Source organism: Micromonospora sp. ABR4_055 (assembly GCF_056160425.1).
Map to the genome: position 1 here is coordinate 1 of NZ_JBSWXD010000029.1, position 22,626 is coordinate 22,626.

Annotated in this window: 18 protein-coding genes, 3 tRNA genes and 3 pseudogenes; 15 read left to right on the plus strand and 9 right to left on the minus strand. The window is 72.2% G+C overall.

The window, feature by feature from the left end; all coding sequences use genetic code 11:
- Nucleotides 1-33 precede the first annotated feature (33 nt).
- From ACXAHD_RS09825 to ACXAHD_RS09845, 5 genes and pseudogenes are all read left to right on the plus strand, one after another.
- Nucleotides 34-1,080: a LacI family DNA-binding transcriptional regulator gene (locus ACXAHD_RS09825; RefSeq protein ID WP_123600762.1), complete on the plus strand. Its 1,047-nt coding sequence runs from the start codon at nucleotides 34-36 to the stop codon at nucleotides 1,078-1,080.
- A gap of 176 nt (nucleotides 1,081-1,256) precedes the next feature.
- Complete coding sequence (locus ACXAHD_RS09830; protein WP_281554113.1) at nucleotides 1,257-2,111, plus strand: ACT domain-containing protein; 855 nt, start codon at nucleotides 1,257-1,259, stop codon at nucleotides 2,109-2,111.
- Nucleotides 2,112-2,246: 135 nt separating this feature from the next.
- Nucleotides 2,247-3,314 (plus strand): GNAT family N-acetyltransferase, encoded by a 1,068-nt coding sequence (locus ACXAHD_RS09835; protein WP_281554114.1) that lies wholly within the window; start codon nucleotides 2,247-2,249, stop codon nucleotides 3,312-3,314.
- A gap of 503 nt (nucleotides 3,315-3,817) precedes the next feature.
- Nucleotides 3,818-6,178: a glycoside hydrolase family 9 protein gene (locus ACXAHD_RS09840; RefSeq protein WP_475049961.1), complete on the plus strand. Its 2,361-nt coding sequence runs from the start codon at nucleotides 3,818-3,820 to the stop codon at nucleotides 6,176-6,178.
- Nucleotides 6,179-6,294: 116 nt separating this feature from the next.
- Nucleotides 6,295-6,498: pseudogene (locus ACXAHD_RS09845) on the plus strand (low temperature requirement protein A); the annotation flags it as partial.
- A 65-nt stretch (nucleotides 6,499-6,563) separates the two neighbouring features.
- Here ACXAHD_RS09845 and ACXAHD_RS09850 read toward each other — a convergent pair.
- Nucleotides 6,564-7,284, minus strand: a pseudogene (locus ACXAHD_RS09850) (lysozyme).
- Here ACXAHD_RS09850 and ACXAHD_RS09855 point away from each other — a divergent pair.
- Nucleotides 7,193-7,405, plus strand: coding sequence for a hypothetical protein (locus ACXAHD_RS09855; protein ID WP_475049966.1), 213 nt, complete (start codon nucleotides 7,193-7,195; stop codon nucleotides 7,403-7,405). The pseudogene ACXAHD_RS09850 and the gene ACXAHD_RS09855 sit on opposite strands and share 92 nt — an antisense overlap.
- Here the strand turns inward: ACXAHD_RS09855 and ACXAHD_RS09860 are convergent.
- Complete coding sequence (locus ACXAHD_RS09860; protein WP_281554116.1) at nucleotides 7,390-8,577, minus strand: S8 family peptidase; 1,188 nt, start codon at nucleotides 8,575-8,577, stop codon at nucleotides 7,390-7,392. The two genes, ACXAHD_RS09855 and ACXAHD_RS09860, sit on opposite strands and share 16 nt — an antisense overlap.
- A gap of 256 nt (nucleotides 8,578-8,833) precedes the next feature.
- Here ACXAHD_RS09860 and ACXAHD_RS09865 point away from each other — a divergent pair, with 256 nt between their 5' ends.
- Nucleotides 8,834-13,039 (plus strand): NACHT and WD repeat domain-containing protein, encoded by a 4,206-nt coding sequence (locus ACXAHD_RS09865; protein WP_289212534.1) that lies wholly within the window; start codon nucleotides 8,834-8,836, stop codon nucleotides 13,037-13,039.
- 37 nt (nucleotides 13,040-13,076) lie between these two features.
- Here the strand turns inward: ACXAHD_RS09865 and bsaP are convergent, their stop codons facing one another.
- Both bsaP and bioB read right to left on the minus strand, forming a co-directional pair.
- Nucleotides 13,077-13,265, minus strand: coding sequence for a biotin synthase auxiliary protein BsaP (gene bsaP / locus ACXAHD_RS09870; RefSeq protein WP_281554118.1), 189 nt, complete (start codon nucleotides 13,263-13,265; stop codon nucleotides 13,077-13,079).
- Between the two features lie 10 nt (nucleotides 13,266-13,275).
- Entirely contained in the window at nucleotides 13,276-14,271 is a 996-nt protein-coding gene (gene bioB, locus ACXAHD_RS09875; protein ID WP_289212535.1) for a biotin synthase BioB, read from the minus strand.
- Between the two features lie 41 nt (nucleotides 14,272-14,312).
- Here bioB and ACXAHD_RS09880 point away from each other — a divergent pair, with 41 nt between their 5' ends.
- Entirely contained in the window at nucleotides 14,313-15,452 is a 1,140-nt protein-coding gene (locus ACXAHD_RS09880) for an 8-amino-7-oxononanoate synthase (RefSeq protein WP_475049899.1), read from the plus strand.
- Nucleotides 15,440-16,174, plus strand: coding sequence for a dethiobiotin synthase (bioD, locus tag ACXAHD_RS09885; RefSeq protein WP_475049901.1), 735 nt, complete (start codon nucleotides 15,440-15,442; stop codon nucleotides 16,172-16,174). Before ACXAHD_RS09880 ends, bioD begins: the two co-directional genes overlap by 13 nt.
- A gap of 55 nt (nucleotides 16,175-16,229) precedes the next feature.
- Here bioD and ACXAHD_RS09890 read toward each other — a convergent pair whose 3' ends face one another.
- Nucleotides 16,230-17,414, minus strand: coding sequence for a cytochrome P450 (locus ACXAHD_RS09890; RefSeq protein ID WP_281554122.1), 1,185 nt, complete (start codon nucleotides 17,412-17,414; stop codon nucleotides 16,230-16,232).
- Nucleotides 17,415-17,418: 4 nt separating this feature from the next.
- Complete coding sequence (locus tag ACXAHD_RS09895; RefSeq protein WP_475049904.1) at nucleotides 17,419-18,126, minus strand: class I SAM-dependent methyltransferase; 708 nt, start codon at nucleotides 18,124-18,126, stop codon at nucleotides 17,419-17,421.
- A 166-nt stretch (nucleotides 18,127-18,292) separates the two neighbouring features.
- Here ACXAHD_RS09895 and ACXAHD_RS09900 point away from each other — a divergent pair, with 166 nt between their 5' ends.
- From ACXAHD_RS09900 to ACXAHD_RS09910, 3 genes and pseudogenes are all read left to right on the plus strand, one after another.
- Nucleotides 18,293-19,228 carry a hypothetical protein gene (locus tag ACXAHD_RS09900; protein ID WP_475049907.1) on the plus strand — a complete coding sequence of 312 codons (936 nt, stop codon included), beginning with the start codon at nucleotides 18,293-18,295 and terminating at the stop codon, nucleotides 19,226-19,228.
- 124 nt (nucleotides 19,229-19,352) lie between these two features.
- On the plus strand, nucleotides 19,353-19,502 hold the full coding sequence (locus ACXAHD_RS09905) for a hypothetical protein (protein ID WP_475049909.1): 150 nt from the start codon (nucleotides 19,353-19,355) through the stop codon (nucleotides 19,500-19,502).
- A gap of 15 nt (nucleotides 19,503-19,517) precedes the next feature.
- A pseudogene (locus ACXAHD_RS09910) lies at nucleotides 19,518-19,763 on the plus strand (DUF6807 family protein); the annotation flags it as partial.
- Between the two features lie 42 nt (nucleotides 19,764-19,805).
- Here ACXAHD_RS09910 and ACXAHD_RS09915 read toward each other — a convergent pair.
- The gene (locus ACXAHD_RS09915; protein ID WP_475049911.1) at nucleotides 19,806-20,408 is read right to left on the minus strand and encodes a TetR/AcrR family transcriptional regulator; all 603 of its coding nucleotides are present in this window, start codon (nucleotides 20,406-20,408) and stop codon (nucleotides 19,806-19,808) included.
- Between the two features lie 256 nt (nucleotides 20,409-20,664).
- Here ACXAHD_RS09915 and ACXAHD_RS09920 point away from each other — a divergent pair.
- The 3 genes from ACXAHD_RS09920 (at nucleotide 20,665) to ACXAHD_RS09930 (ending at nucleotide 20,929) form a co-directional block, all read left to right on the plus strand.
- Nucleotides 20,665-20,737: transfer RNA gene (locus ACXAHD_RS09920), tRNA-Gly, on the plus strand.
- A 35-nt stretch (nucleotides 20,738-20,772) separates the two neighbouring features.
- A tRNA-Cys gene (locus ACXAHD_RS09925) sits at nucleotides 20,773-20,843 on the plus strand.
- 11 nt (nucleotides 20,844-20,854) lie between these two features.
- Nucleotides 20,855-20,929: transfer RNA gene (locus ACXAHD_RS09930), tRNA-Val, on the plus strand.
- A 54-nt stretch (nucleotides 20,930-20,983) separates the two neighbouring features.
- On the opposite strand, the gene ACXAHD_RS09935 is transcribed toward ACXAHD_RS09930, so the two are convergent.
- Both ACXAHD_RS09935 and ACXAHD_RS09940 read right to left on the minus strand, forming a co-directional pair.
- Nucleotides 20,984-22,159, minus strand: a complete 1,176-nt coding sequence (locus ACXAHD_RS09935) for a site-specific integrase (protein WP_475049914.1) — start codon at nucleotides 22,157-22,159, stop codon at nucleotides 20,984-20,986.
- Entirely contained in the window at nucleotides 22,159-22,374 is a 216-nt protein-coding gene (locus ACXAHD_RS09940) for a helix-turn-helix domain-containing protein (protein WP_475049963.1), read from the minus strand. The genes ACXAHD_RS09935 and ACXAHD_RS09940 overlap by 1 nt, the downstream gene beginning before the upstream one ends.
- Between the last annotated feature and the right edge of the window lie 252 nt (nucleotides 22,375-22,626).

Sequence of the window (22,626 nt, forward strand, 5' to 3'; positions counted from 1 at the left end):
GCGCCGCGCGGCCCAGGGTCGGAGGAACAGACGATGACAACCCAGCGCACCCGGTCACTCGGGCGGCCCACCCTCGACGCGGTCGCCGCGCGTGCCGGGGTCGGGCGGGGCACGGTGTCCCGTGTCGTCAACGGTTCGCCGCAGGTCAGCCCCGAGGCGCGAGCAGCAGTACAGCAGGCGATCGCCGAGTTGGGGTACGTACCGAACCGGGCAGCCCGGGCGCTGGTCACTCAACGGACCGACTCGGTCGCGTTGGTGGTCTCCGAATCCGAGGAGCGGGTCTTCGGTGAACCCTTCTTCGCCGGGATCGTCCGGGGTATCAGCTCCGGGCTGCTCGACACCCCGATGCAGCTCTGGCTGGCCATGGCCCAGTCACCCGCCGAACGGGAGCGGGTCGAGCACCATCTGACCAATCAGCACGTCGACGGCGTACTGCTGCTGTCACTGCACGACGCGGATCCGCTGCCTACCCTGCTCGAACAGCGCGGTCTGCCCAGCGTTCTGGGCGGCCGGCCGGCTCGGATGCTGCATCCGGACGCGCGTCCGGCCTATTTCGTCGACGTCGACAACGCCGGTGGCGCCCGGCTGGCGGTCGAGTACCTGCTGGCCGGCGGCCGGCGGCGGGTCGCCACCATCGCCGGCCCGCAGGACATGGGGGTCGGCGTCGCCCGGTTGACCGGCTACCACGAGGCGATCCGGCACAGCGGCCCGCCGGGTGGCGAATCCCTGGTCGCGTACGGCGACTTCAGCGAGGGCAGCGGCACTGCGGCGATGCGCCAGCTGCTGGAGCGCCATCCCGATCTGGACGCCGTGTTCGTCGCGTCCGACCTGATGGCCTGCGGCGCGCTGCGGGCGTTGCGTGAGGCCGGCCGGCGGGTGCCCGACGACGTGGCGGTTGTCGGATTCGAGGACGCCCCGATCGCCCGGCAGTCCGATCCGCCGTTGACCACCGTCTTTCAGCCGGTGGAGGAGATGGGCCGGCAGATGGCCCGACTGCTGCTGTCCCGGATCCGGCACGATGAGCTGCAGGTCCCGTACGTCCTGCTGGAGACCCACATGGTGGCCCGCGACTCGGCCTGACCGCGACTCGGCCGACCGGTGAAGATCATCCGAACGGGTGATGGTGCAGCGTGTCCAACCCCGTTCTCCAGCGGTTTACCTGCCGAGTCATGTCATCGCAACAGGGATGAAATGGTCATCGGGCAGGGTAGTTGTCGACCGGGGGAGGGGCCGGCCTGCGCTACGGGAGGACTGACATGTTGCTGAGGGTTCGCGTGACCCTGCCGGACCGGCCCGGCGCACTCGGCCAGGTGGCCCGCACACTCGGCGTCGCAGGCGCCGACATCGTCCAGGTGACCGTGCTGGAGCGGCTGGGTGGTCGGGCGGTGGACGACTTCACCGTGGTGTGGCCGGGTGCCGCCCGGGTCGACCGGCTGCTCGCTGGACTGGCGGCGATTCCCGGCGTTCAGGTCGACGGCGTGTGGCGGGCGATCGGCACTCCGGTGACCGGAGGCCAGGACGCCGAACTGCTCGCCCAGGTCGCCGCCAATCCGGTCGACGGCCTGGCCACGCTGGTCGACGCGGTGCCGGGGCTGCTGGCGGCCGACTGGGCGGCGGCGGCCGTGGTGCCGGCCGACTGGGCGATCCGTAGTGCGTCGCGGCCGCCGGCCGGTGCCGCTACGGCGCAGTCCGCCGGCCTGGCCGGGCCCGCTCCGACGCCCGGTGCGGAGTCGCGGTTCGACGGTGGGCAGCTGCCCGACGACGACTTCATCACCGGCCTGACCGTGCCGATGGACGAGCCACCTACCGGCGGCGAACCGGCCGTCGCCTACGCGAGTTGGCGGGCGCCGGTGCCGCTGCGGCTGCCCGAGGTCACTCCGTTGCGGGCCCGGCCGATGGACGGTCCGGACGGGGTGCGGTACGCCTCGGTGCCGTTCGGTCGGGCCGGCCTGGTGCTGATCGTGTCCCGGGTCGATGGGGACGGTCTGCCGGCAGCCGCGTTTCACGTCACCGAGGTGGACCGGATAGCGCAGCTGGTCCGGGCGGCGACGGTGATCCTGGGCGACCGGTTGGATCTGGTGACCGCCGATCCGGTCGCCGCCAGGCGGTGAGACGCAGGTCGCAGACGGCACCGCGAGAAGTCACCGCCGGGCAACCTGAGGGAAACAGCGCGGCGGCAAGGTAGGAAACGGGCGCAGTGCGGCGCTGACCAAGCGGGCACCGAGCACCTGGGGAGAGGAGCAGCCATGGCGCTGTGGCGGATCAGAGCGACGGTCGACGACCGGCCGGGCTACCTGGCCGTGCTGACCGCCAGCCTGGCCTTGCGTGCGGTCAACATCCTCGCCGTGCAGGTGCACACCACCGAGGCCGGGGCGGTCGACGATTTTCTCGTCGACGCGCCCGACGCGATGACCGAAAAGGATCTCGTCGCCGCCGTGGAGCGTGGCCGGGGCCGGGACGCCTGGGCCGCCCGCGCCGAGGCCCGGGGCCTGGCCGACCAGCCCACCCGGGCGCTCGCCCTGGCCAACCGGCTGGTCCGCGATCCGGAGGCGCTCGGTGACGTGCTGCGTACCCTGCTCGGTGCCGGCTCGGTGACCTGGCGGCCGGCGCCAGCTTCGCAGGCGGCTGCCCGGTCGACGGACACGATGCGGCTGCCGGATCCGGCGGGCGGCTGCTACGACGTCGTCCGGCGGGAGCCGAGCTTCACTCCGGCCGAGTTCGCCCGAGCTCAGGCCCTGGTCGAGCTGGCGGCGGCGGTCAACCGGCGGACCGGCGATCAGGTGACGCTGATGATGCCGGACGGTGCCGAGCTGCAGCTGCGGCCGGCGGTCTCCGACGATCTCAACGCGCTGCACGCGATGGTGGTCCGGTGCTCGCCGGAGAGCGGCACGCCCGGTCTGGTCGGCCGACCGCCCGAGGTCGTCGCCGCCCGGCTGCGGCGGATGCTGGAACAGCCCCGGGGGGTGCTGCTGGTCGCGGTCGACCCCAGCGCGGCGGCGGACCGGATCGTCGGCGCCGGGCAACTGATCGTCGAGGGTGCCCTCGGCGAGGTCGGACTGCTGGTCGAGGATGGGTGGCGCCGGCGTGGAGTCGGCACGGCGCTGCTGCGCCGACTGGCCGGCCACGCCGGTCGGACCGGGCAGGCGGCGTTGGTGGCACACGTCGCCGCCGACGATCTCGGCATGCTGCGTACCCTGGCCCGGCTGCACCGGCCGGGTCCGGTCGAGCGCGACGGGGAAATGATGAGCGTCACGGTGCCGTTGGTCGATCGGCCGGTCGACATCTCGGCACCGACTCCCGCCACCACGACCTAGGCGGTTGCCCCGACGTCCCGGTCCTGGTGCGGGTCCGGTGCGTTGGACGCGAGGTCCCGGGTGGCACGGCGGGGTCTCCTCCTGTAGGACGGCAGGAGGAGACCTCGCCCCTATTCCGGTGCCGGTTGATCGTGGTTACGGGCTTCCCAAAGCCGGGCCCAGGCGGTTGAATCATCGGTACGCGTGGCAATCGTTTCCTGTCGATGGGAGCGCTCTCATCGCGTCGGTGTCAGCTGGACACCGTGACCCCTGTGAACCGTCAGCCGAGAACCATCAACCGCCATCTACCGGCCGGCCCCGCACCCCACCGGCGGCCCGGCCGCTGACCGCCGCGACAGCGCGACCGGCATGAGGCGGGGGGCGGATGCGCCCACATCCGCCCCCCGGTGTCCTCCCACGACGCGTTGCCGCGCGCGGCTCCACGGACAGGAGCGAGTGTAGTGCGCGCAGACAATCGGCCGGCCGGCCGGACCCGTTGGCGGCGCAGGCTGGCGACCACCGGCATGGCCATCCTGCTCACCGCCGTAGCCGCGACAGCCGCAGTCCCGCGACCCGGTGCCGCAGCGGCGCCACCGTTCAACTACGGGGAGGCGCTGCAGAAGTCACTGCTGTTCTACGAGGCGCAGCAGTCCGGCCCGCTGCCGCAGTGGAACCGGGTCTCCTGGCGGGCGGACTCGGCACTCGACGACGGGGCGGACGTCGGCCTCGACCTCACCGGCGGCTGGTACGACGCCGGGGACCACGTCAAGTTCGGATTCCCGATGGCCTTCACCACCACCATGCTCGCCTGGGGCGCGGTCGAATACCGGGTCGGCTACGCCGACTCCGGGCAGCTGCCGCACCTGCTGAACAACCTGCGGTTCGTCAACGACTACTTCATCAAGGCGCATCCGTCGCCCAACGTGCTCTACGGCCAGGTCGGCAAGGGCGACGACGACCACAAGTGGTGGGGACCGGCCGAGGTGATGCCGATGGCGCGTCCGGCGTACCGCATCGACGCGACCTGCGGTGGCTCGGATCTGGCGGCGGAGACGGCGGCCGCGATGGCCGCGTCGTCGATGGTCTTCCGGCCGACCGATCCGGCGTACGCCGACACCCTGGTCAGCCACGCCCGGCAGCTCTATACCTTCGCCGATACCGTGCGCAGGGCGTACCACGAGTGCATCACCGACGCGACCAGCTTCTACCGGTCGTGGAGCGGATACCAGGACGAACTGGTGTGGGGCGCCATCTGGCTGCACCGGGCCACCGGGGAGGCGTCCTACCTGGCCAAGGCCGAAGCCGAGTACGACGACCTGGGCACCGAGCCGCAGACCGACACCCGGGCCTACAAGTGGACCCTCGCCTGGGACAACAAGCAGTTCGGCGCGTACGTGCTGCTGGCCAACCTGACCGGCAAGCAGAAGTACGTCGACGATGCCAACCGGTGGCTGGACTACTGGACCGTCGGCGTCAACGGAGAGAAGGTGCGTACCTCACCGGGCGGGATGGCGGTCCTCGACACCTGGGGGGCGCTGCGCTACGCCGCGAACACCGCCTTCGCCGCGCTCGTCTACAGCGACAGCATCACCGACCCGACCCGCCGGACCCGCTACCACGACTTCGCCGTGCGGCAGATCGACTACGCGCTCGGCGACAATCCGCGCAACTCCAGCTACGTCATCGGGTTCGGGGCGAACTCGCCGCGTAACCCACACCACCGCACCGCGCACGGCTCCTGGTGGGACAGCATGCAGGTGCCCGAGGAGACCCGGCACGTGCTGTACGGGGCGCTGGTCGGCGGTCCGTCCGCGCCGGACGACGCGTACACCGACCGCCGCGACGACTACGTGATGAACGAAGTCGCCACCGACTACAACGCCGGCTTCACCTCCGCGCTGGTCCGGCTGCATCAGGAGTACGGCGGTACGCCGCTGCCCGACTTCCCGCAACCGGAGACGCCGGACATCGACGAGATCTCCATCGAGACGACCGTCATGCAGAACGAGACCCGGTCGACCGGGGTCAAGGTGATGATCTACAACAAGTCGGCCTTCCCCGCCCGGGCGTTGACCGCCGCGACGTTCCGGTACTACTTCGTCCGCGACGGTGCAGGTGCGCTGCAGGTGAGCAGCCCGTACAGCCAGGGGTGTCCGAAACCCACCGAGGCCCGGCAGCATTCGGGCGACCTGTGGTACGTCGAGGTCGACTGCTCCGGCCACACGATCGCGCCGGCCGGTCAGTCGGCGCACCGGATGGAGGTGCAGTTGAAGATCGGGGTTGCTGAGGGCGGCACCTGGAATCCGGCGAATGACCCGTCCTACCAGGCGGCCGCCGGGCCGAACCGAGCGGTCCCGCTCTACGAGGCGGGCACCCTCATCTGGGGACAGGAGCCGGATGGCCCACCACCGTCGCCCACCCCCACGCCGTCGGTCTCGCCCACCCCCACCCCGACCCCGTCGCCGTCGGTCTCGCCCACCCCATCGCCGTCAGTCTCCCCGACACCGACTCCGACCCCGCCCCCGACTGGGTCACCGTCGCCGACTCCGACCGGCGGCCCGCCGGTGCTGGGCTGCCGGGTCGACTACACCACCAACGACTGGTCCACCGGGTTCACCGGATCGGTGACGATCACCAACACCGGTGCGTCGACGATCGACGGGTGGATGCTGCGGTTCGCGTTCCCGGGCAGCCAGCAGGTGACCCAGGGCTGGTCGGCTACCTGGTCGCAGAGTGGCAACCAGGTCAGCGCCGGCAACGCGGCCTGGAACGGCAGCCTGGCGCCCGGCACGAGCACCAGCATCGGCTTCAACGGCACCCACTCCGGCAGCAACCCCCGGCCGACCTCGTTCACGGTGAACGGCCTGGCCTGCACGGCCGGTTGATTTTGGCTGATTGACCTGCGGTGAGGTCGTGACGGCGGCCGCCGACCCGCGCGGCCTACTCCGTGGCGAGCTGGCACCACGGCGCGCCACCTTGAGCTGTCGTCGACCTGGCCTTCGTGGTCGCACTCGCCCTGCTGTCGGAGACCCTCGCCCGGCGGCTGAGTGTGCTGGGCGTTGTCGAGGCGGCGATCCTGCTGCTCGCCATCTGGTGGGTACGGGTGGTGACCACCCTGGTCACCGATCTCTACAACCCGCAGAGTCGGTCCATCAGGATGGTCACGGTCGCGATCATGTTCGGCGTGCTGCTGATGACGGCGGCGCTACCAGCAGGGCGTGCCGCCGACCCCGGCCGGTCCGGATGGTCCAGCCGGGGCGACGAGCCAGATCAGCCGTTGTTGGCCAGCGCCACCAGCCGGGCGCGGGTGCCGTTCCAGTGGTTACGGTCGACCGCGCCGGAGACGCCGGGGACGCTGCCACTGGCCGTGTACTGCCAGAACGACCAGTACGGTGCCCCGGCCGGCAGGGTGCCAGGGCTGCTCGCCCACCGGGCCAGCCACAACGGGTGGTTGCTCCACGGCCCGGTCCAGTTGCCGGTGCAGCTGCTCCACCAGCTGGTGGTGGTGTAGATGACGGCGTACCGCCCGGTGCGGGACCGGTAGGTGTCGAGGAAGCTGCTGATCCAGCTACGCATCGCCGACTGGCTCAGCCCGTAACACATCGCGCCGTACGGGTTGTGCTCGATGTCCAGCGCGGCCGGCAGGGTCCGGCTGTCCGCCGACCAGGCGCCGCCGTTGCTGGCCAGGTAGTTGGCCTGGACCGAGCCGGAGGACCGGTCCGGCAGCGCGAAATGGTACGCCCCCCGGAGCACACCGGCGTTGTACGCGGCGACGTAGTTGGTGTTGAACCGGGGATCCTTGTAGCTGGTGCCCTCGGTGGCCTTGATGTAGGCGAACTCGACGCCGCTGTTGCGCACGCTGGTCCAGCTGATCGAGCCCCTGCCAGTGTGAGACGTCGATGCCCGGGGTGGTGGCCGCCTGCGCCGGTGCTGCGGTGCCGGCGACCAGCGCTGCGGTGGTCAGGATCAGCGTCAGACCGGTGGCCATCATCCGGCGGGCGGTGCCGCGGCGGCCGGTGGCGTTGCCGGTACGGGTGGGCGGGTGCGCGTTGACGGTCGTTGCCATCGTCGAACTCCTCGGCGCTCGGGCCGGCGGTCAGCCGGCGCAGTAGACGAGACGGTTCGGGCTGCCCGCCCCGGGGCCGGTGACGACGCCGGTGGTGGCGTTGCGGATCAGGTAGTTACCGACCTGCGCCGCACTCCACGACGGGTTTCTGGCGGCGACGAGTGCCGCGCAGCCGGTGACGTGGGCGGTCGCCATCGAGCTGCCGCTGAGTGTCCGGACCGCGGAGTTGTCGGTGTGCCAGGTCGAGGTGATGCTCATCCCGGGCGCGAACAGGTCCAGGCAGGGGCCGTAGCTCGCCGAACTCATCCTGGCGTCGGTGATCGTCGTGCCGGCGACGGTCAGTGCCTCCGGCACCCGGGCCGGTGAGGTGTTGCAGGCACTGGTGTTGGAGCCGCCGGCGGCCACCGCGTAGGTGACGCCGGACCGGATCGAGGTGACGACCGCAGCGTCCAGCGTGGTGCTGGCACCGCCGCCGATCGACATGTTGGCGACGGCGGGCTTGATCGCGTTGGCGGTCACCCAGTCGATTCCGGCGATCACCCCGGAGATCGACCCCGAGCCGCTGCAGCTGAGTACCCGTACCGGCACCAGTTGGACCGCCTTCGCGGCGCCGTACACTCTGCCGCCGATCGTTCCCGCGACGTGGGTGCCGTGGCCGTTGCAGTCGTCGGCCGGGCCACCGTCGATCACGTCGAAGCCGGTGCTGACCCGGCCGGAGAAGTCGCTGTGCGTGCGGTGGATTCCGGTGTCGATGACGTAGGCGTGGACGTTGGGCGCGGTGGTGGGGTAGGCGTAGCGGTTGTCCAGCGGCAGGTTGCGCTGGTCGATCCGGTCCAGTCCCCAGGACGGCGGGTTCAGCTGTACACCGGCGGTCAACGGCGTGACAGTGTGGTCCTGTTCGACGTAGGCGACGGCCGGGTGGGCAGCCAGCCTGCGGGCGGCGGTGGCGCTCATCCGGGCGGTGAAGCCCTCGATAGCGGTGTCGAACACATGCTGCACGGTGGCGCCGTACCGGTCGGCGAGCCGCCGGGTCGTCGGCGCGGTGGCAGCCTCGTCGTCCAGCACCACGATGTAGCTGTCCGGGATGGCGGTGGTGCCACCGGCCCGGCGGATCTCGCCGAGCGGTCCGGCGGCCTGGGCCGCTGCCGGCCAACTGACCAGCGCCAGCAGCGCGGTCAGCCCGGCGGTGAGAGTTTTCCGGGTTGCGGAAATGGTCACAGGACGTCCCCTTCGACAGGTCTGGCCCGCCCCACCCGCGCCGACGCCGGTTGGGCCGAGCTTCACTCCCTACTCTCTTGCTAGGAGTAGCCGTCTAGATACCCGTCATCATGGATATCTAGTTGACGTTATGGTGCCGCCCGGGTGCATGGCGCGGCGGGCGATGGCCGGCGGCTGCCGCGCTGCGGCGCGTCTTCGCCGCCTGCGGGTGCGCCTGCTGTTCACTGTGTAACGACGCATGGTGAGGAGGACGGGCATGGTCGATCAGGACGGTGCCGCTGCGGACGATGCCGCCGGCTCCGATGGGGCCGCCGGCTCGGGCGATGCCGGACGGGCCGGCGACGCCACCACACGGGCCCGCCGCGGCGTACGTGACTGGGTCCGCGCCGCCGCACGGCGTTCCGGGGCACGACTGAGCGACGCCACCCCGTACGGCATCCTCGCCTTCCTCACCGCCTCGGCGCTGGCGCCGATCGCCGCCGGAATCGGCTCCGGCGGGCTGCTCGCCGCAGCTGTCGAACAACTCGGCCAGATCGGCGGTGGCTACCTGTCCGATGTGTTGGTCGACACCGCCGACCGGATGCGCGGCCGGCGGGCCACCGAGGCGCAGTGGCGCGAGGCGCTGGCCGAGGAACTGCTGGCCCGGCTCGCCGACGAAGGGGAACAGTCCCGGGCGATCCGCGCCGAACTCGGTGAGCTGCTGCGGGGCATCGACGCGGTCGAGGTGGCGCTGGCCGCCGCGGCCGAGACCGACGCGCAGCTGCGCGACGACCTCGCCGCCACCTTCCATGCCCTCGGCCACGACGTCGGCGCGCTGCGGTGGATGCTGACCGACGTCCACCGCGTGCTCGGCGAGGTCCGCCGCGAACTGGCGAAACGCAGCCATGAGCAGCGCGTCGAGATGGACCGGGTACGCCGGCAACTGCTCACCGTCACCCAGCTGAGCAGCCGGGTGCAGGCACCCGCCGAACCGCAGACCGACCCGGATCGGCCAGAGCCCGGCTCGGCCGCGACCGACGACCCGGTGTGCCCGTTTCCCGGCCTGGCCGCCTTCGAACCGGAGGACGCGCCCTGGTTCCACGGCCGGCAGGAGCAGACCTCGCAGGTGCTCAGCCGCCTCGCCGAGCAGGCGGTGGGCGGTCCACCGCTGATCGTCACCGGCGTGTCCGGGGTCGGCAAGTCGTCGGTACTGCGCGCCGGGGTGCTGCCAGCGATCGCCGCCGGTGCGCTCGGCCCGGCGGACCGGTGGCCGTGGCTGCTGATGACCCCAGGCGCCCGGCCGCTGGACGAGCTCGTCGACCGTACGCTCGTCGCCGCCGGAGCGGACGCCGCGGACCTGCCGGCGTCGCGCGTGCACGCGGCCCCGGAGCTGTTCGGTGCGCTCGCCGCCCGGGCCGCGCCCGCCGACGGTCGGCTGGTGATCGTGGTGGACCAGTTCGAGGAGCTGTTCACCGAGTGCGCCGACCCGGCCCACCGGCTGGCCTTCGTGACCGCGCTGGGCGCCGCCGCCCCGGCCGTCGTTGTGATCGCGGTCCGCGCCGACTTCTATGCCGACTGCGCCGAGCTGCCGCCGCTGGCGCATGCATTGGCCGCCGGGCATCTGGTCCTCGGTCGGATGGACGCCGATCAACTGCGTCGCGCGGTGACCGAGCCGGCGTCGCGGGCCGGCCTGGAGATCGAACCCGGGCTGGTCGAGCTGTTGCTCACCGACCTGAACGCGACGGCACCGGCCGGCTACGACCCAGGGGCGCTGCCGCTGCTCGGTCACGCCCTGCGGGCGACTTGGCAGCGGCGCGACGGGCGGCGGCTGACCGTGGCCGGCTACCGGGCCACCGGCGGGATCCGCCGCGCCGTCGCCGAGTCGGCCGAGCGGATCCACCTCGACCTGGATCCCGCCGGCCGCGCCGCGCTGCGGACCGCGATGCTGCGCCTGGTCACCGTCACCGACACCGGGGCGGTGGCCCGCCGTCGGGGCGCCAGCCGGCTGTTCGACGCCGACCTGCTGGCCCGGCTGGTACGGGCCAGGCTGGTCACCGTCGCCGCCGACACCGTCGAAATCAGCCACGAGGCGCTGCTGACCAACTGGCCGCGCCTGGACAGCTGGCTCGCCGAGGCCCGGGACGAACTGATCCGGCGGCAGCGGCTGACCGTCGCCGCCGAGGACTGGCAGACCGCCGGCCGCGACCCCGACCTGCTGTTGCGCGGCACCCGGCTGGCGCTGGTGCGTGACCAGGTCGACCGCAACGACTTGTCCGCGCCGGAGGTCGACTTCCTGGCCGCGAGCGTGGCCGCCGCCGAGGCCGCCGAACTGGCCCGGCTGCGCGGGATACGGCGGCTGCGCCGGCTGACCGTGTCACTCGCGGCGGCGTTGCTGCTCGCCGTCGCCGGCGGGCTGGTCGCGGTGAACCGGCAGGTCGCAGCCGAGGACCAACGCCGGCAGGCGATTTCCCGACAACTGGCCGCCGAGTCGCAGATCGCCGCGGCCGCCGACAACGACTTGCTCGCCGTCGGCAGGGCGCTCGACGCCTGGGACCAGGCACCCACTGTCGAGGCGTACGGTGCGCTGCTGTCGGCGCAGGCATCGGGGACGATCGGGCCGCTGGGCACCGCGCCCGGCGGGCTGTCCGCCGCCGTCAGCCCGGACGGCACGGCGGTGGCGGTGGGACACCAGGACGGTCTGGTCCGGCTCTGGGACGTCGCCACCCTGCGCCAGCGCGACGTCGAGCTGCGGCACGCCACCGACGTCGGTGTGGTGGCACTGGCCTTCTCACCGGACGGCCGGTTCCTCGCCTCCGGCTCGTTCAGCCGGGACGGTGTCCGGATCTGGGACGTGTCGACCGGTCAGCTGCGGCACACCCTGCCGGCGGTCGGCGCGCTCGGCTGGCTGCCCACCGGCGCCACGGTCGTTGCCGGTCGACTCGGCACCGACCTGTCGCCCGAGTTGCAGGTCGGCGGCTGGTCGGCGACCACTGGCGACCTGCAGTGGTCGCTGCCGACCGGGATGCTCGGCTACGACCTGACCGTCAACGCCGACGGTACGCTGCTGGCCGTCGCCAACCCCACCGACGGTGACGTCCAGGTCTGGCAGTTGACCGACCAGACCCTGATCCGCAGCCTGCCCGCCGCCCAACAGGTGGCCTTCGGCCCGGACGACGCGCTGGTGACCAGCGGACCCGACGGGGCTTTGAACAGCTGGTCGGTGTCGTCCGGCGAGCGCACCGCCCTGCCGGCCGGGCCGTTTCGCGCTGCGGTGCCGCTCGCCGTCACCCCGGACGGTTCGCTGCTGACCACCGGCGGGTGGCGTACCGGTCGGATCGACAGCTGGGCGTTGACCACCGGGGTGGTCTCCTCGGCCCACACCGGCTACGTCGGCCGGGTCGTCGCCGACGTGGCGGTGGCCGCCGACGGCCGGACCGTGGCCGTCACCGGACCGGACGCCCCGACCGTGCTGTTCCGGCGCACCGGGGTGCTGCTGCGGCATCCGCAGTCGGTCCAGTTCGTCGCGGTCGACCCGGCGGCGGACCGGGTCGTCACCGCCGCTGGCGACGACGTGGTGCGGATCTGGGACCTGGGCACCCGCGCCGTGCGGGCCACCGTCCGCGCGTCGGACACCGTCACCGGGGTCGCGGTCGCCGGTGACGGCACGTTCGCGGTCAGCACCACCGGCAGCGGCGTACTGCGCTACACCGTCGCCGGTGAACTGGTCGGGCACGACACCGCCGCCGGGCGGGACGGCTGGACGACCAGACATCCGGCGTACTCGCCGGACGGAGGGCTGCTCGCCGTCGCCGTGCTCGACCCGGCCGGCGAGGACGGCGGGGTGCTGGTCTGGCGGCTCGACCGGGACGCCGAACCGACATTCCTACCGACCGGTGGCGCGGTGAGTGCACTGGGCTTCAGCGCCGACGGGACCACCCTGTTGGCGACCGCCAACCACGGTGTGGTGAGCGGCGACGAGACGGTGGTGCGGACCGAGCTGAGATCCTGGCACACCGCCGACCTGTCCGGCAGGGACCGGGCAGTAATCGCGGACCTTCAGCTGACCGACCTCGCGGTCCGTCCGGACGGACACCTGGTCGCGGTGGCCCGCAGCAATGGTCAGGTAGAGCTGCGCACCGTCGCCGGACTGGACCTGGTCGGCACAGTGGACACTCCGACCACCAGGCTGTCCGCGGTGGCCTTCAGTCCGGACGGCGAGCGGCTGGTCACCACCGCCGTCAGCGACGACCTGGTCCGGGTGTGGCAGGTCGACAGCGGGGAGCTGACAGCGGTGCTCGTCGGGCACGTCGACAACGTCAACGCGATCGCGTTCACCCGCGACGGCCTGCTGCTCAGCGGCTCGACCGACACCTCGGCCCAGGTGTGGGACCTCGACCCGGACCGGGTCGCGGCCCGGCTCTGCGCCGTGGCGACGCCAGCGTCCCGTGCGGTCGGCGACGAGCCGCCGCGTCGGTGTCGATGACCGGCCCGGTTGCCGCCGACCAGCACCGCCGGGCCGGTCAGGTCGGCCGGACCTCGCCGTGCTCGACGCACCGCGCCGACCAACCGGCCGGCAGCACCTGCACCTTCATCCGCCGTCGGCACCTGGTACAGAAGCGGGGCGGCTCCCAGGCCCGCGCCGCGGCGCAGCCGTCGTGGTTGCCGGTGCTGGTCCCGGCACCGCACCGGTCGCACCAGATCGCCTGCACGCCCGGCCGCTCAGATCGTCGCCGACAGCGCCTTGACCGGCATCTTCAGGTCGTCCAACAGTGCCAGGTCCTCCGTCGCCGGGCGCCCCAGAGTGGTCAGATAGTTGCCGACAATCACCGCGTTGATGCCGCCGAGTAGCCCGTCCCGGGTGCCCAGGTCACCGAGAGTGATCTCCCGGCCGCCGGCGTACCGCAGGATGGTTCGTGGCATCGCCAGTCGGAAGCCGGCGATGGCGCGCAACGCGTCCCGGGCCTCGACCACCGGACGGTCACCCAGCGGCGTGCCGGGCCGCGGGTTGAGGAAGTTCAGCGGCACCTCGTGCGGGTCCAGCGCGGCCAGTTGCGCGGCGAACTCGGCCCGCTGCTCGATCGTCTCGCCCAGCCCGAGGATGCCGCCACAGCACACCTCCATGCCGGAGTCGCGCACCATCCGCAGCGTCTCCCACCGCTCCTCGAAACTGTGCGTCGTCACCACGTTCGGGAAGTAGGAGCGGCAGGTCTCCAGGTTGTGGTTGTACCGGTGCACCCCCATGTCGACCAGATCGTCGACCTGCTCCTGTGTGAGCATCCCGAGTGATGCAGCGACCTGGATGTCCACCTCGGCCCTGATCGCGGCGACGCCGTCGCGCATCTGGCGCATCAGCCGGGCGTCCGGCCCCCGCACCGCCGCCACGATGCAGAACTCGGTGGCCCCGGTCGCCGCCGTCTGCTTCGCCGCCTCGACCAGTGACGGGATGTCCAGCCACACCGCCCGTACCGGTGAAGCGAACAGGCCGGACTGGGAGCAGAAGTGGCAGTCCTCCGGACAGCCGCCGGTCTTGAGCGAGACGATGCCCTCCACCTCGACCTCCGGCCCGCACCAGCGCATCCGCACCTCGTGGGCGAGTTGCAGCGCAGCCGGAACCTGCTCGTCGGGCAGCCGTAGCACGGCGAGGACCCCGGCCTCGTCCAGGCCGACGCCACGCTCCAGGACTTGGGCGCGGGCTAGATCGAGGATGTCGGACATGGTCGTACCCTACAAGGCGGCGTAGACGACGAGGGGGACCCGTGGCGGACTGGTTGGACGGCCTACGGCGGCGGGCCGAGCTGCGGGCCAAAGCCGGGCTGACCCGCGAGCTGCGCCCCCGTACCGCCGACGACCCGCTGACCGACCTGGCCGGCAACGACTACCTCGGGCTGGCCGCCCACGCCGAGGTGGTCGCGGCGGCGGCGGACGCCCTGCACCGGTACGGCCTCGGCGCCACCGGCTCGCGGCTGGTCCGTGGCTCCACCGACGCGCACGCCGCCCTGGAGACCGACCTGGCCGACTGGCTCGGCGCCGACCGGGCGCTGGTCTTCTCCTCCGGCTACCTGGCCAACCTCGGCGCGGTCCGGGCACTGGTCCGGCCCCGTACCCTGCTGGTCTGCGACGCGCACAACCACGCCTCGCTGATCGACGGCGGCCGGCTCGCCGGCGCGCAGACCGAGGTCGTCGCGCACGCCGACCCGGCCGCGGTGGACGCGGTGCTGACCGCCCACGCCGGGCGGCCGGCGGTGGTCGTCACCGAGTCGGTCTTCTCCGTCGACGGCGACCTGGCGCCGCTGGCCGCGATGCACGCGGTCGTCCGCCGGCACGGTGCGCTGCTGCTGGTCGACGACGCGCACGCGCTCGGTGTCATCGGGCCGGCCGGTGCCGGCGGCGGCGCCGCCGCCGGGCTCGCCGGCCAACCCGACGTGGTGGTCACCGCCACCCTGTCCAAGGCGCTCGGCGGGGGCGGGGGAGTGCTGGCCGGGCCGCAGCCGCTGATCCGGCACGTGATCGACACCGGGCGTACCTTCATCTTCGACACCGCGCTCGCCCCGGCGGTCGCCGCCGGGGCGCACGCCGCACTGACGCTGGCCCGCGACGGGGCGCGGCTACGGGCCGAGCTGACCGCCCGGGTCGCCGCCGCCGTGGACCGGTTCGCCGGTGCCGGTCTCGACGTCGGCGGGCCACCGGCCGGCGGGGTGGTGTCGATCGGCGCGCCCGGGCCGGAGACCGCGCTCGCCTGGGCCCGGGACTGCCGCGACCGGGGGGTCGCGGTCGGCTGCTTCCGGCCACCGTCCACCCCCGACCAGCGGGCCCGGCTGCGGATCACCGTCAACGCCGGGATCCCCCGGGCCGACTTCGACCGGGCGCTCGACGTGATCGTGGAGTGCGCGCCGTGACCGGCTGGCACGGCGCGGTGGTCGTCACCGGCACCGACACCGGTGTCGGCAAGACCGTGGTGACCGCGGCGATCGCCGCCGCCGCCCAGGCTGCCGGCCTGCGGGTGGCGATGGTCAAACCAGGTCAGACCGGCACGGCGACCGGCGAGCCGTCGGACGCCGACGTGGTGACCCGGCTGGCCGACCCGGCCACCGTACGCACCATCGCCAGCTATCCCGAACCGCTGGCCCCGCTGGCCGCCGCCCGGGTCGCCGCGGCCGAGCCGCTGGAGCTGTACGCGGCCGTCGACGCGGTACGCGAGGAGGCCGACAAGCACGACCTGGTGCTCGTCGAAGGGGCCGGCGGGCTGCTGGTGCCGATGGGGCTGCGCCCCTCCGGCGAGCCGTGGACCATCGCCGACCTGGCGGTGTCGCTGGGCGCGCCGGCGGTGGTGGTGTCCCGGGCCGGGCTCGGCACCCTCAACCACACCGCGTTGACCTTGGAGGCGCTGGACCGCCGGGCGGTCCCCGCCGGCGTGGTGCTGGGCGCCTGGCCGGCCGAGCCCGAACTGGTGCACTGGGCGAACCTGAGCGAACTGGTGCCGACCATGGTCGGCGCGGTGCCCGACGGCGCCGGCACCCTCGAACCGGGGGTGTTCCGCCGATCCGCGCCCGGCTGGCTGACCCCGGCGCTGTACGGCGTACTGGACGACTGGCGGGCGTGGGCCGACGAGACCAGCTGACCACCCCGGGCCAGGGCCGGATGGTCAGCCGTCAGCGGGCCGGGGCAGGTCAGCGTCAGCCGGCCGGGGCGGTGTCCGGCGGCGGCCGCCGGATCACCAGCGCGTCCGGCATCCGAAACGACAGGTTGTCCGGTGACCACGGCGCCCGGACCACCTCGGCACCGGTGAGTAGCGGCACCGCCTGGCCGACCACCACCGCCGTCTCCATCCTGGCCAGCTGCGCCCCCACACAGCGGTGCGCCCCGGCACCGAAGGCCAGATGCCGGCGGGAACCCGGCTGACCGGGGACGAACCGGTCGGTCCGCGCCACCACGGCCGGATCCCGGCCGGCCGCGGCCAGCCAGAGCACGATGCTCGACCCGGCGGGCACCGGCTCGTCCGCCACCGTCGTGTCGAGCGCCGCCCGCCGCCGCCAGGTGACGATCGGCGGCACCAGGCGCAGCCCCTCCTCGACCACGTCGTCGACGTCGACCGAGCCGTCGGCGAGCCCGGCGAGCACCGCCGGCTCACCGGTCAGCCGGTGCAACAGCAGCGTCAGGAACTGCGAAGTGGTCTCCTGTCCGGCGACCAGCAGGAAGAACAGCGCCCCGACCACCGAGTCGGCGGACTGCCCGGCGTCGCGCAGCGACTTCGCCAGCCCGCCGCCGGTCGCCGCGAAGTCGCGCAGCACGGTGTGGAACCGGCCCACCGTGTGGGCCAGCTCGTGCTGCCGGTCGGCGTCCACCGGAGCCCAGAACAGCTCCAGCGCGGCGCGGGCGAACCGCTTCACCGTGTCGGTCGCGGCCGGGGGCAACTGCACCAGCCGGGACAGCACCAGCAGCGGCAGGTCGGCGGCCAGCCCGGCGTACAGGTCGACCCGGCCGCCCCGGGCCAGCGTCGCCGCCAGCCCGGCCACCCGCTCGCGGACCAGCCCGGCCAGCCAGTCCCGGTGGGCGGCGACCCGGGTCGGGTGCAGCGCCTCGGCGACCACCGCCCGGATCGCCGGGTGACTCGCGGTGCCGTTGTTCGCCAGCGTCGGCGGCAGCCGGAACCCGTACGAGGTCAGCACCCGCAACGCGGCGACCGGCACCGGCGTGACCGCGTCCAGGGCGTTGTCCGGCCGGAAGGTCACCGGATCGGCGAGCACCTGACGGACCAGGGCGTGCCGGGTCACCAACAGATGCGGGGCACCGGTGTGGTCGGCGACCCGGACCACCGGCGGCCACCGGTCGTCGACCCTCTCCCAGTTGCGGAACAGCACCCGGTCACGCTAGCGCCCGCGCCGGCCGGCGCACCGGCGGGCGCAGCTGCCAGACCCGGGTACGCCGGACCCGGACGCTCTCCAACGCCGGCGGCACCGGCACCTGGTGGTCCGCCAGCTCGGTGAACCGCTCCCGGGGCAGGTACGCCCGGTCCGGGTCACCGACCAGCACCCGGGCCCCGTCGGCGGCGGCGGCCAGCAGGAACCGCAGCATCCGCGCGGCCATCGCCTCGCTGTAGAACACGTCACCGGCCAGCACCACCTGCGCGTCGCCGTGATCGCCGTCGAGCAGGTCGGCGACGGTGACGTCCAGCCGTACCCGGTTCGCGGCGGCGTTGAGCCCGGCGGCGGCGCCGGCCACCGGATCCACGTCGACCGCGCGTACCGTCGCAGCCGCTGCCCTGGCCGCCGCGATCGCGACCAACCCGGAGCCGCAGGCCAGATCCAGCACCCGCAGGCCGGCGACGGTCTGCGGGTGGTCCAGCAGGAACCGGGCCAACGCCTGACCGCCGGCCCAGGGGAACGCCCAGAACGGCGGCGGTTGTTCGCTGCGGAACTCACCCTCGGTCAGCTCCCACAGGCCGATCGGCTCGGCCGCCTGGTAGAGCCGCAGCTCCGGCACGTGGGCCACCGGGGCGAGCCGGGCATGGGCGCGGACGAAGGTCGACAGCTCGGCGCTCGACAGTTCGGCGCTCGACAGATCAGTGGTCACCATTCGGATTGTGCCCGGCTGGCCCGGCGAGCGCCGGTCGCGGCCAGCGGTTACCGGTTCACCACAGGTGGTGAATTAACCCGTTTCAGTTCGCACTGGGTGAGAAGAACGGACCCTGTCCGGTCCACCGGTACGGCCGTACCGTGGCCAGTGGACACGGCGACGGATGCCGGGTGGCAACCCGGAGAAGGTGGTGAGCTGGGTGGGGCGAATCGCGGCCCGGGTCGGGGTCGGGCTGGCTGCAGTGGCCGGACTGGTGCTGACCGCGGCGACACCGGCGTTCGCCCAGGCCGGCTACCGGGCGCAGGTCACCGAGTTGCCGGACGAGGCGGTCGCGGGTGCCGGGCCGGTCGAGATGACCGTTGTGGTCAGCCGGAACCTCGGCGGTGAGTGCGAGAAGGTCCGCTGGTCGTTGGTGCTGCGCTCGGAAGGTGTCGGCCTCGACGATATCCGGGCGGCCCGGGTCGAGCAGGGCGCGGCGTTCGCGGTCGACGTGCAGACCGACGGTGACGACGCCCGGCTGACCGACGTGCAGCTTGATCCCGGCATCCTCTGCGCCGACCGTACGGTCACCGCGCAGTACCAGTTCAGCTTCGCCGACGACGCCGAGGGCAAGGTGACCTTCACCGTCGAGGTGTACGACGAGAACACGCAACTGCTGGCCGACACCGCAGCGACGCTGCCGGTGGTCGGCGAGCCGGGTGGCTCGGATCCCGAGCCGTCCGAGCTGGCCGAGGAACCGGTGGACAGCCAGCCCGGGGCTGCGGTGCCGGGCGGCGACGCGCCGGCCGGGGCCGGTGGTGGTGGCCCACAGCCGGTGGACGCGATCCCGGCCGGCGACGCCTCCGGTATCCCGGTCGCCTGGTTCGTCGTCGGTGGCGCGATGGTCTTCGTCGGCTTCGGTCTGCTGCTGCGGGTCCGGGCCCGGCTGATGCGCGGCCTCGCCGACCCCGACGACGCGGTGCCAGCCGTCGCCGGCGCCGGTGTGGGTGCCGGGGCACCGTTCCGCGGCTGGAGCCCTTCGAGCCGGTCCGGCCGGCCCGGTCGCTTCGGCTCCGGCCGGCAGCCCGACCCGGGCGGCCGCCGCCGACCCAGGCTCTGACGTCGCCCGCCGTGGGCAGATACGTCCGTAACCGGCTGCACCGTCGCCTCCGCCCCCTGGCCGGCGATCCTGGCCGCAGCTGGACACCCGGTTGAGCAGACGGACACCGAGAGACGGTACGTGCATGAGCGACACCGTGGTGCTGGAGGTGGCCGGACGTCCGGTCGCCGACTACGTCGTACGGCCCGAGGTCGATCCCCACTACGGCGGCTTCTTCTGGCGGCTGGCCCCCGGCGTACCGCACGCGTTCACCGCTGCCGCCGAGGGCGAGTAGACGGTCAACGGCAGCACCGAACCGTGGGTGGCGTTGACCGGCCGGAGCGCCGACGGCGATCCGTACACGCTGGTCTTCACCGGCCTCGGCGACGGTGACCACTGGTTCGTCCGGACCGGCGGCTACCCCGGCGTGTGCGTGGCACTGGCGTTCGCCCAGCCACTGACCGTGCCGGCCGGCGGACGGATCGGCCGCCGGCACGAGGTGCTGGTCGTTGACGGCGAACTCAGCCGTCAGCAGGTTGTCGAGATGCTGGGGTAGGTGGTCGGGTAGCGGCGTGAACCGCTTCGACGCGGCCGACGGTCAGGCGAGCTCTTCCGGCTTGCGGCCGATTTCCCGCGCGACGGACAACCGGATCCACTCGGTGAGCTGTCGGCGGGAGACCACCCGATCGTGCATCGCGGCCTGCACCGCCAGCCCGTCGATCAGTGCGTTGATCCGCCAGGCCGCTCCCTTCGGGTCCGGGCACTGGAAGGTGCCGTCGGCGCACCCGGTGGCGATCACCTTGATCAGTGCCTCCTTCCAGCGCAGGTCGAGGTTGCGGCACACCCGGTTCAAAGCGGGGGTACGCAGCGACTCCGACCAACCGTCGATCCACAGCGTCCACGCCTTGGACTTACCGGTCGGGGCGTACAGCCGAATGATCTTCTTCAGTTTCTCCAGCGGCTCGGCGGTCGACCGGACGACCGTGTCGAGCCGGGCCAGGTCCTGCTCGGCGGCGTACGCGAACGCCTCGGCGAGCAGCCGGTCCTTGGTGGAGAAGTGGTAGAAGACCAGCGCCTGACTCACCCCGGCGGCTTCCGCCACGTCCGCGGTGCGGGTGTTGGCCAGACCGCGCTCCACGATCACCTCACAGGCGGTACGCAGCAGCGAGTCAAGGCGTACTTCGGCCGAACGTCTTGTCACGGCGAACACGGTAACGCACTATCATCGATACGATGAGTTACCAGTCAATTTCCTGACTCAGGAAAGGGCCGGGATCAGGTAAGGCGAATCGATTTCACGGAGCCAGACGGCCCGCAGAGTGATATGAGAACTTTGTCGGGTATCGTGCATCGGGCGCGCCGGCCCACCCCCCGAGTTGGCACTCTCGCGGCGGCTGGGCTAAAGTTTCCATCCGTTGGCAGGAACGCCCGAGGGGCGGGAAGGCCGACTGAGACAAGCGGACGTAGCGCAGTTGGTAGCGCATCACCTTGCCAAGGTGAGGGTCGCGGGTTCGAGTCCCGTCGTCCGCTCGGAGATGCCACCACAGCACGTCGGGGGCAACCTCGGTGGAGTGGCCGAGAGGCGAGGCAACGGCCTGCAAAGCCGTGTACACGGGTTCAAATCCCGTCTCCACCTCGTCACAACGAGGGCGATTGGCGCAGTGGGAGCGCGCTTCCTTGACACGGAAGAGGTCACTGGTTCAAACCCAGTATCGCCCACCAGGTCAGAGGCCGTGCCGATCACTCGGCACGGCCTCTGAGTGTCTAACTGAGTGTCTAAGCTTCCACGGCTGGTTCGTCGTCGGGTCCGAAGATCTCATCCATGGCCCGTGCTCCGCCGAGCAGGACCGGCCGTAGCTGGTGCCGGTAGACCTTCTCCGTGACCGACGTGCCCGCGTGGCCGACCAGGTCGGCGATCTGCTCAAGGCTCATGCCGCTGTCCGACAGCAGCGACACGAAGCTGTGTCGCAGTTCGCGGGGCGTCCACTCCCTCTCGTTCAGCCCGGCCAGCTTGGCGATCCGGCGGAAGGCTCGCCGGACGTTCGCAGCGTCCAGTTCCTGCCCTGTCGACGACGAGAACACCACACCAGTTTCCGTCCACCGGCTCCCGGCACGCTGCCGCGCCCGTTCCTGTTCGGCCTGGTGCTGTTTGAGGGCCGCGATGCACCGGGCGGATAGGGCGAGGGTGCGACGTGACTTCCTGGTCTTGGTGTCGCCACCGACCCGCACCGACCGCCACACGTTCATTGCCGGGGGAGTGGGCGGATCGGCGTCCGGTTTGCCGACCAGGTCGACATGATCCCACCGCAGCGCCCGCAGCTCCTCGGTACGGGCGCCGGTGAGCAGCGACACCACGACGTACGCGTAGAGGCCGCTGCGTTCAGCGGCTTTCAGGACCGCCTTGGCCTGGTCGAGGTTGAGCGACTTCGACGGGCGACCGGCCTGCCCGGACGGGATACTGCACAGGTCGACCACGTTGCGTTTGACCAGGTCGCGCGCCATCGCCCGTTTCACCGCCCGGTTCAGACAGGAATGGATCACCCCCACGGTTCCCGTGCTCAGCTCCTTCGCCTTGTCGGCTAACCACCGGTCGACGTCGCTGGCGCTCAACTCACGGAGCTTGCGCGCGCCCAGGGCCGGGATGACGTGCGTGTCGCACAAGATCGTGTACTTGGTGACCGTGCTCGCGGCCCGGCCGTTCAACCCGTACGTCAGCCAGTCCTTCACCGCGTCGGCGACGGTGACGCCGGTTGGGCCGATGGCGATCCCGTCCTCATGGTCACGCATGACCTCTTTGAGCTTGGCCTTGGCTTCGGTCTTGGTCTTGCCGCTGCCGCGCCGGTAGAGCCGCTTCCCGGCCGGGGTGAAGCCGATGGTGATCTCAGCGATCCATCGTTGCCGGGCTTCGCTCCAGTACAGGCCACCGTCGCCTCTGCTGCGTCGCTTCGTCATCAGGCGGCCCGCCCGGTGCTCTCGCGTTCGAGCAGGGCGACGTAGTCGGCGATCGCGGCTGCGGGGATCAGCCGGGCGCGGCCTTCCCGGACCGACCGGAGCCGGCCGGAGCGGATGAGTTCATAGACGATCGTGCGGCTGAGGCTGAGGATGACCATGGCTTCCGAGACCTTGTAGAGCGCCTTGGGTGGCACGGTGAGGGGTGCTCCTGTCAGTCCTGAGGCGGTGAGTGGTGGTGGCGGTTGGTCGTGGGACAGAACTGACAGAACTGACAGAACCTCGGTCAGCGGGGGGTTGTGTCAGTTGTGTCAGTTCTGTCCGAGGGGTTCGGCGGTCCGGCGGACGTGGCGGGCCTCGGTTGCTGCCGACGGTCGGCCGGGGCGGCGGGCACCTCGTTTGGTCGTGGACAGAACTGACAGAACTGACAGAACCTCGGTCGGCAGGGGGTTGTGTCAGTTGTGTCAGTT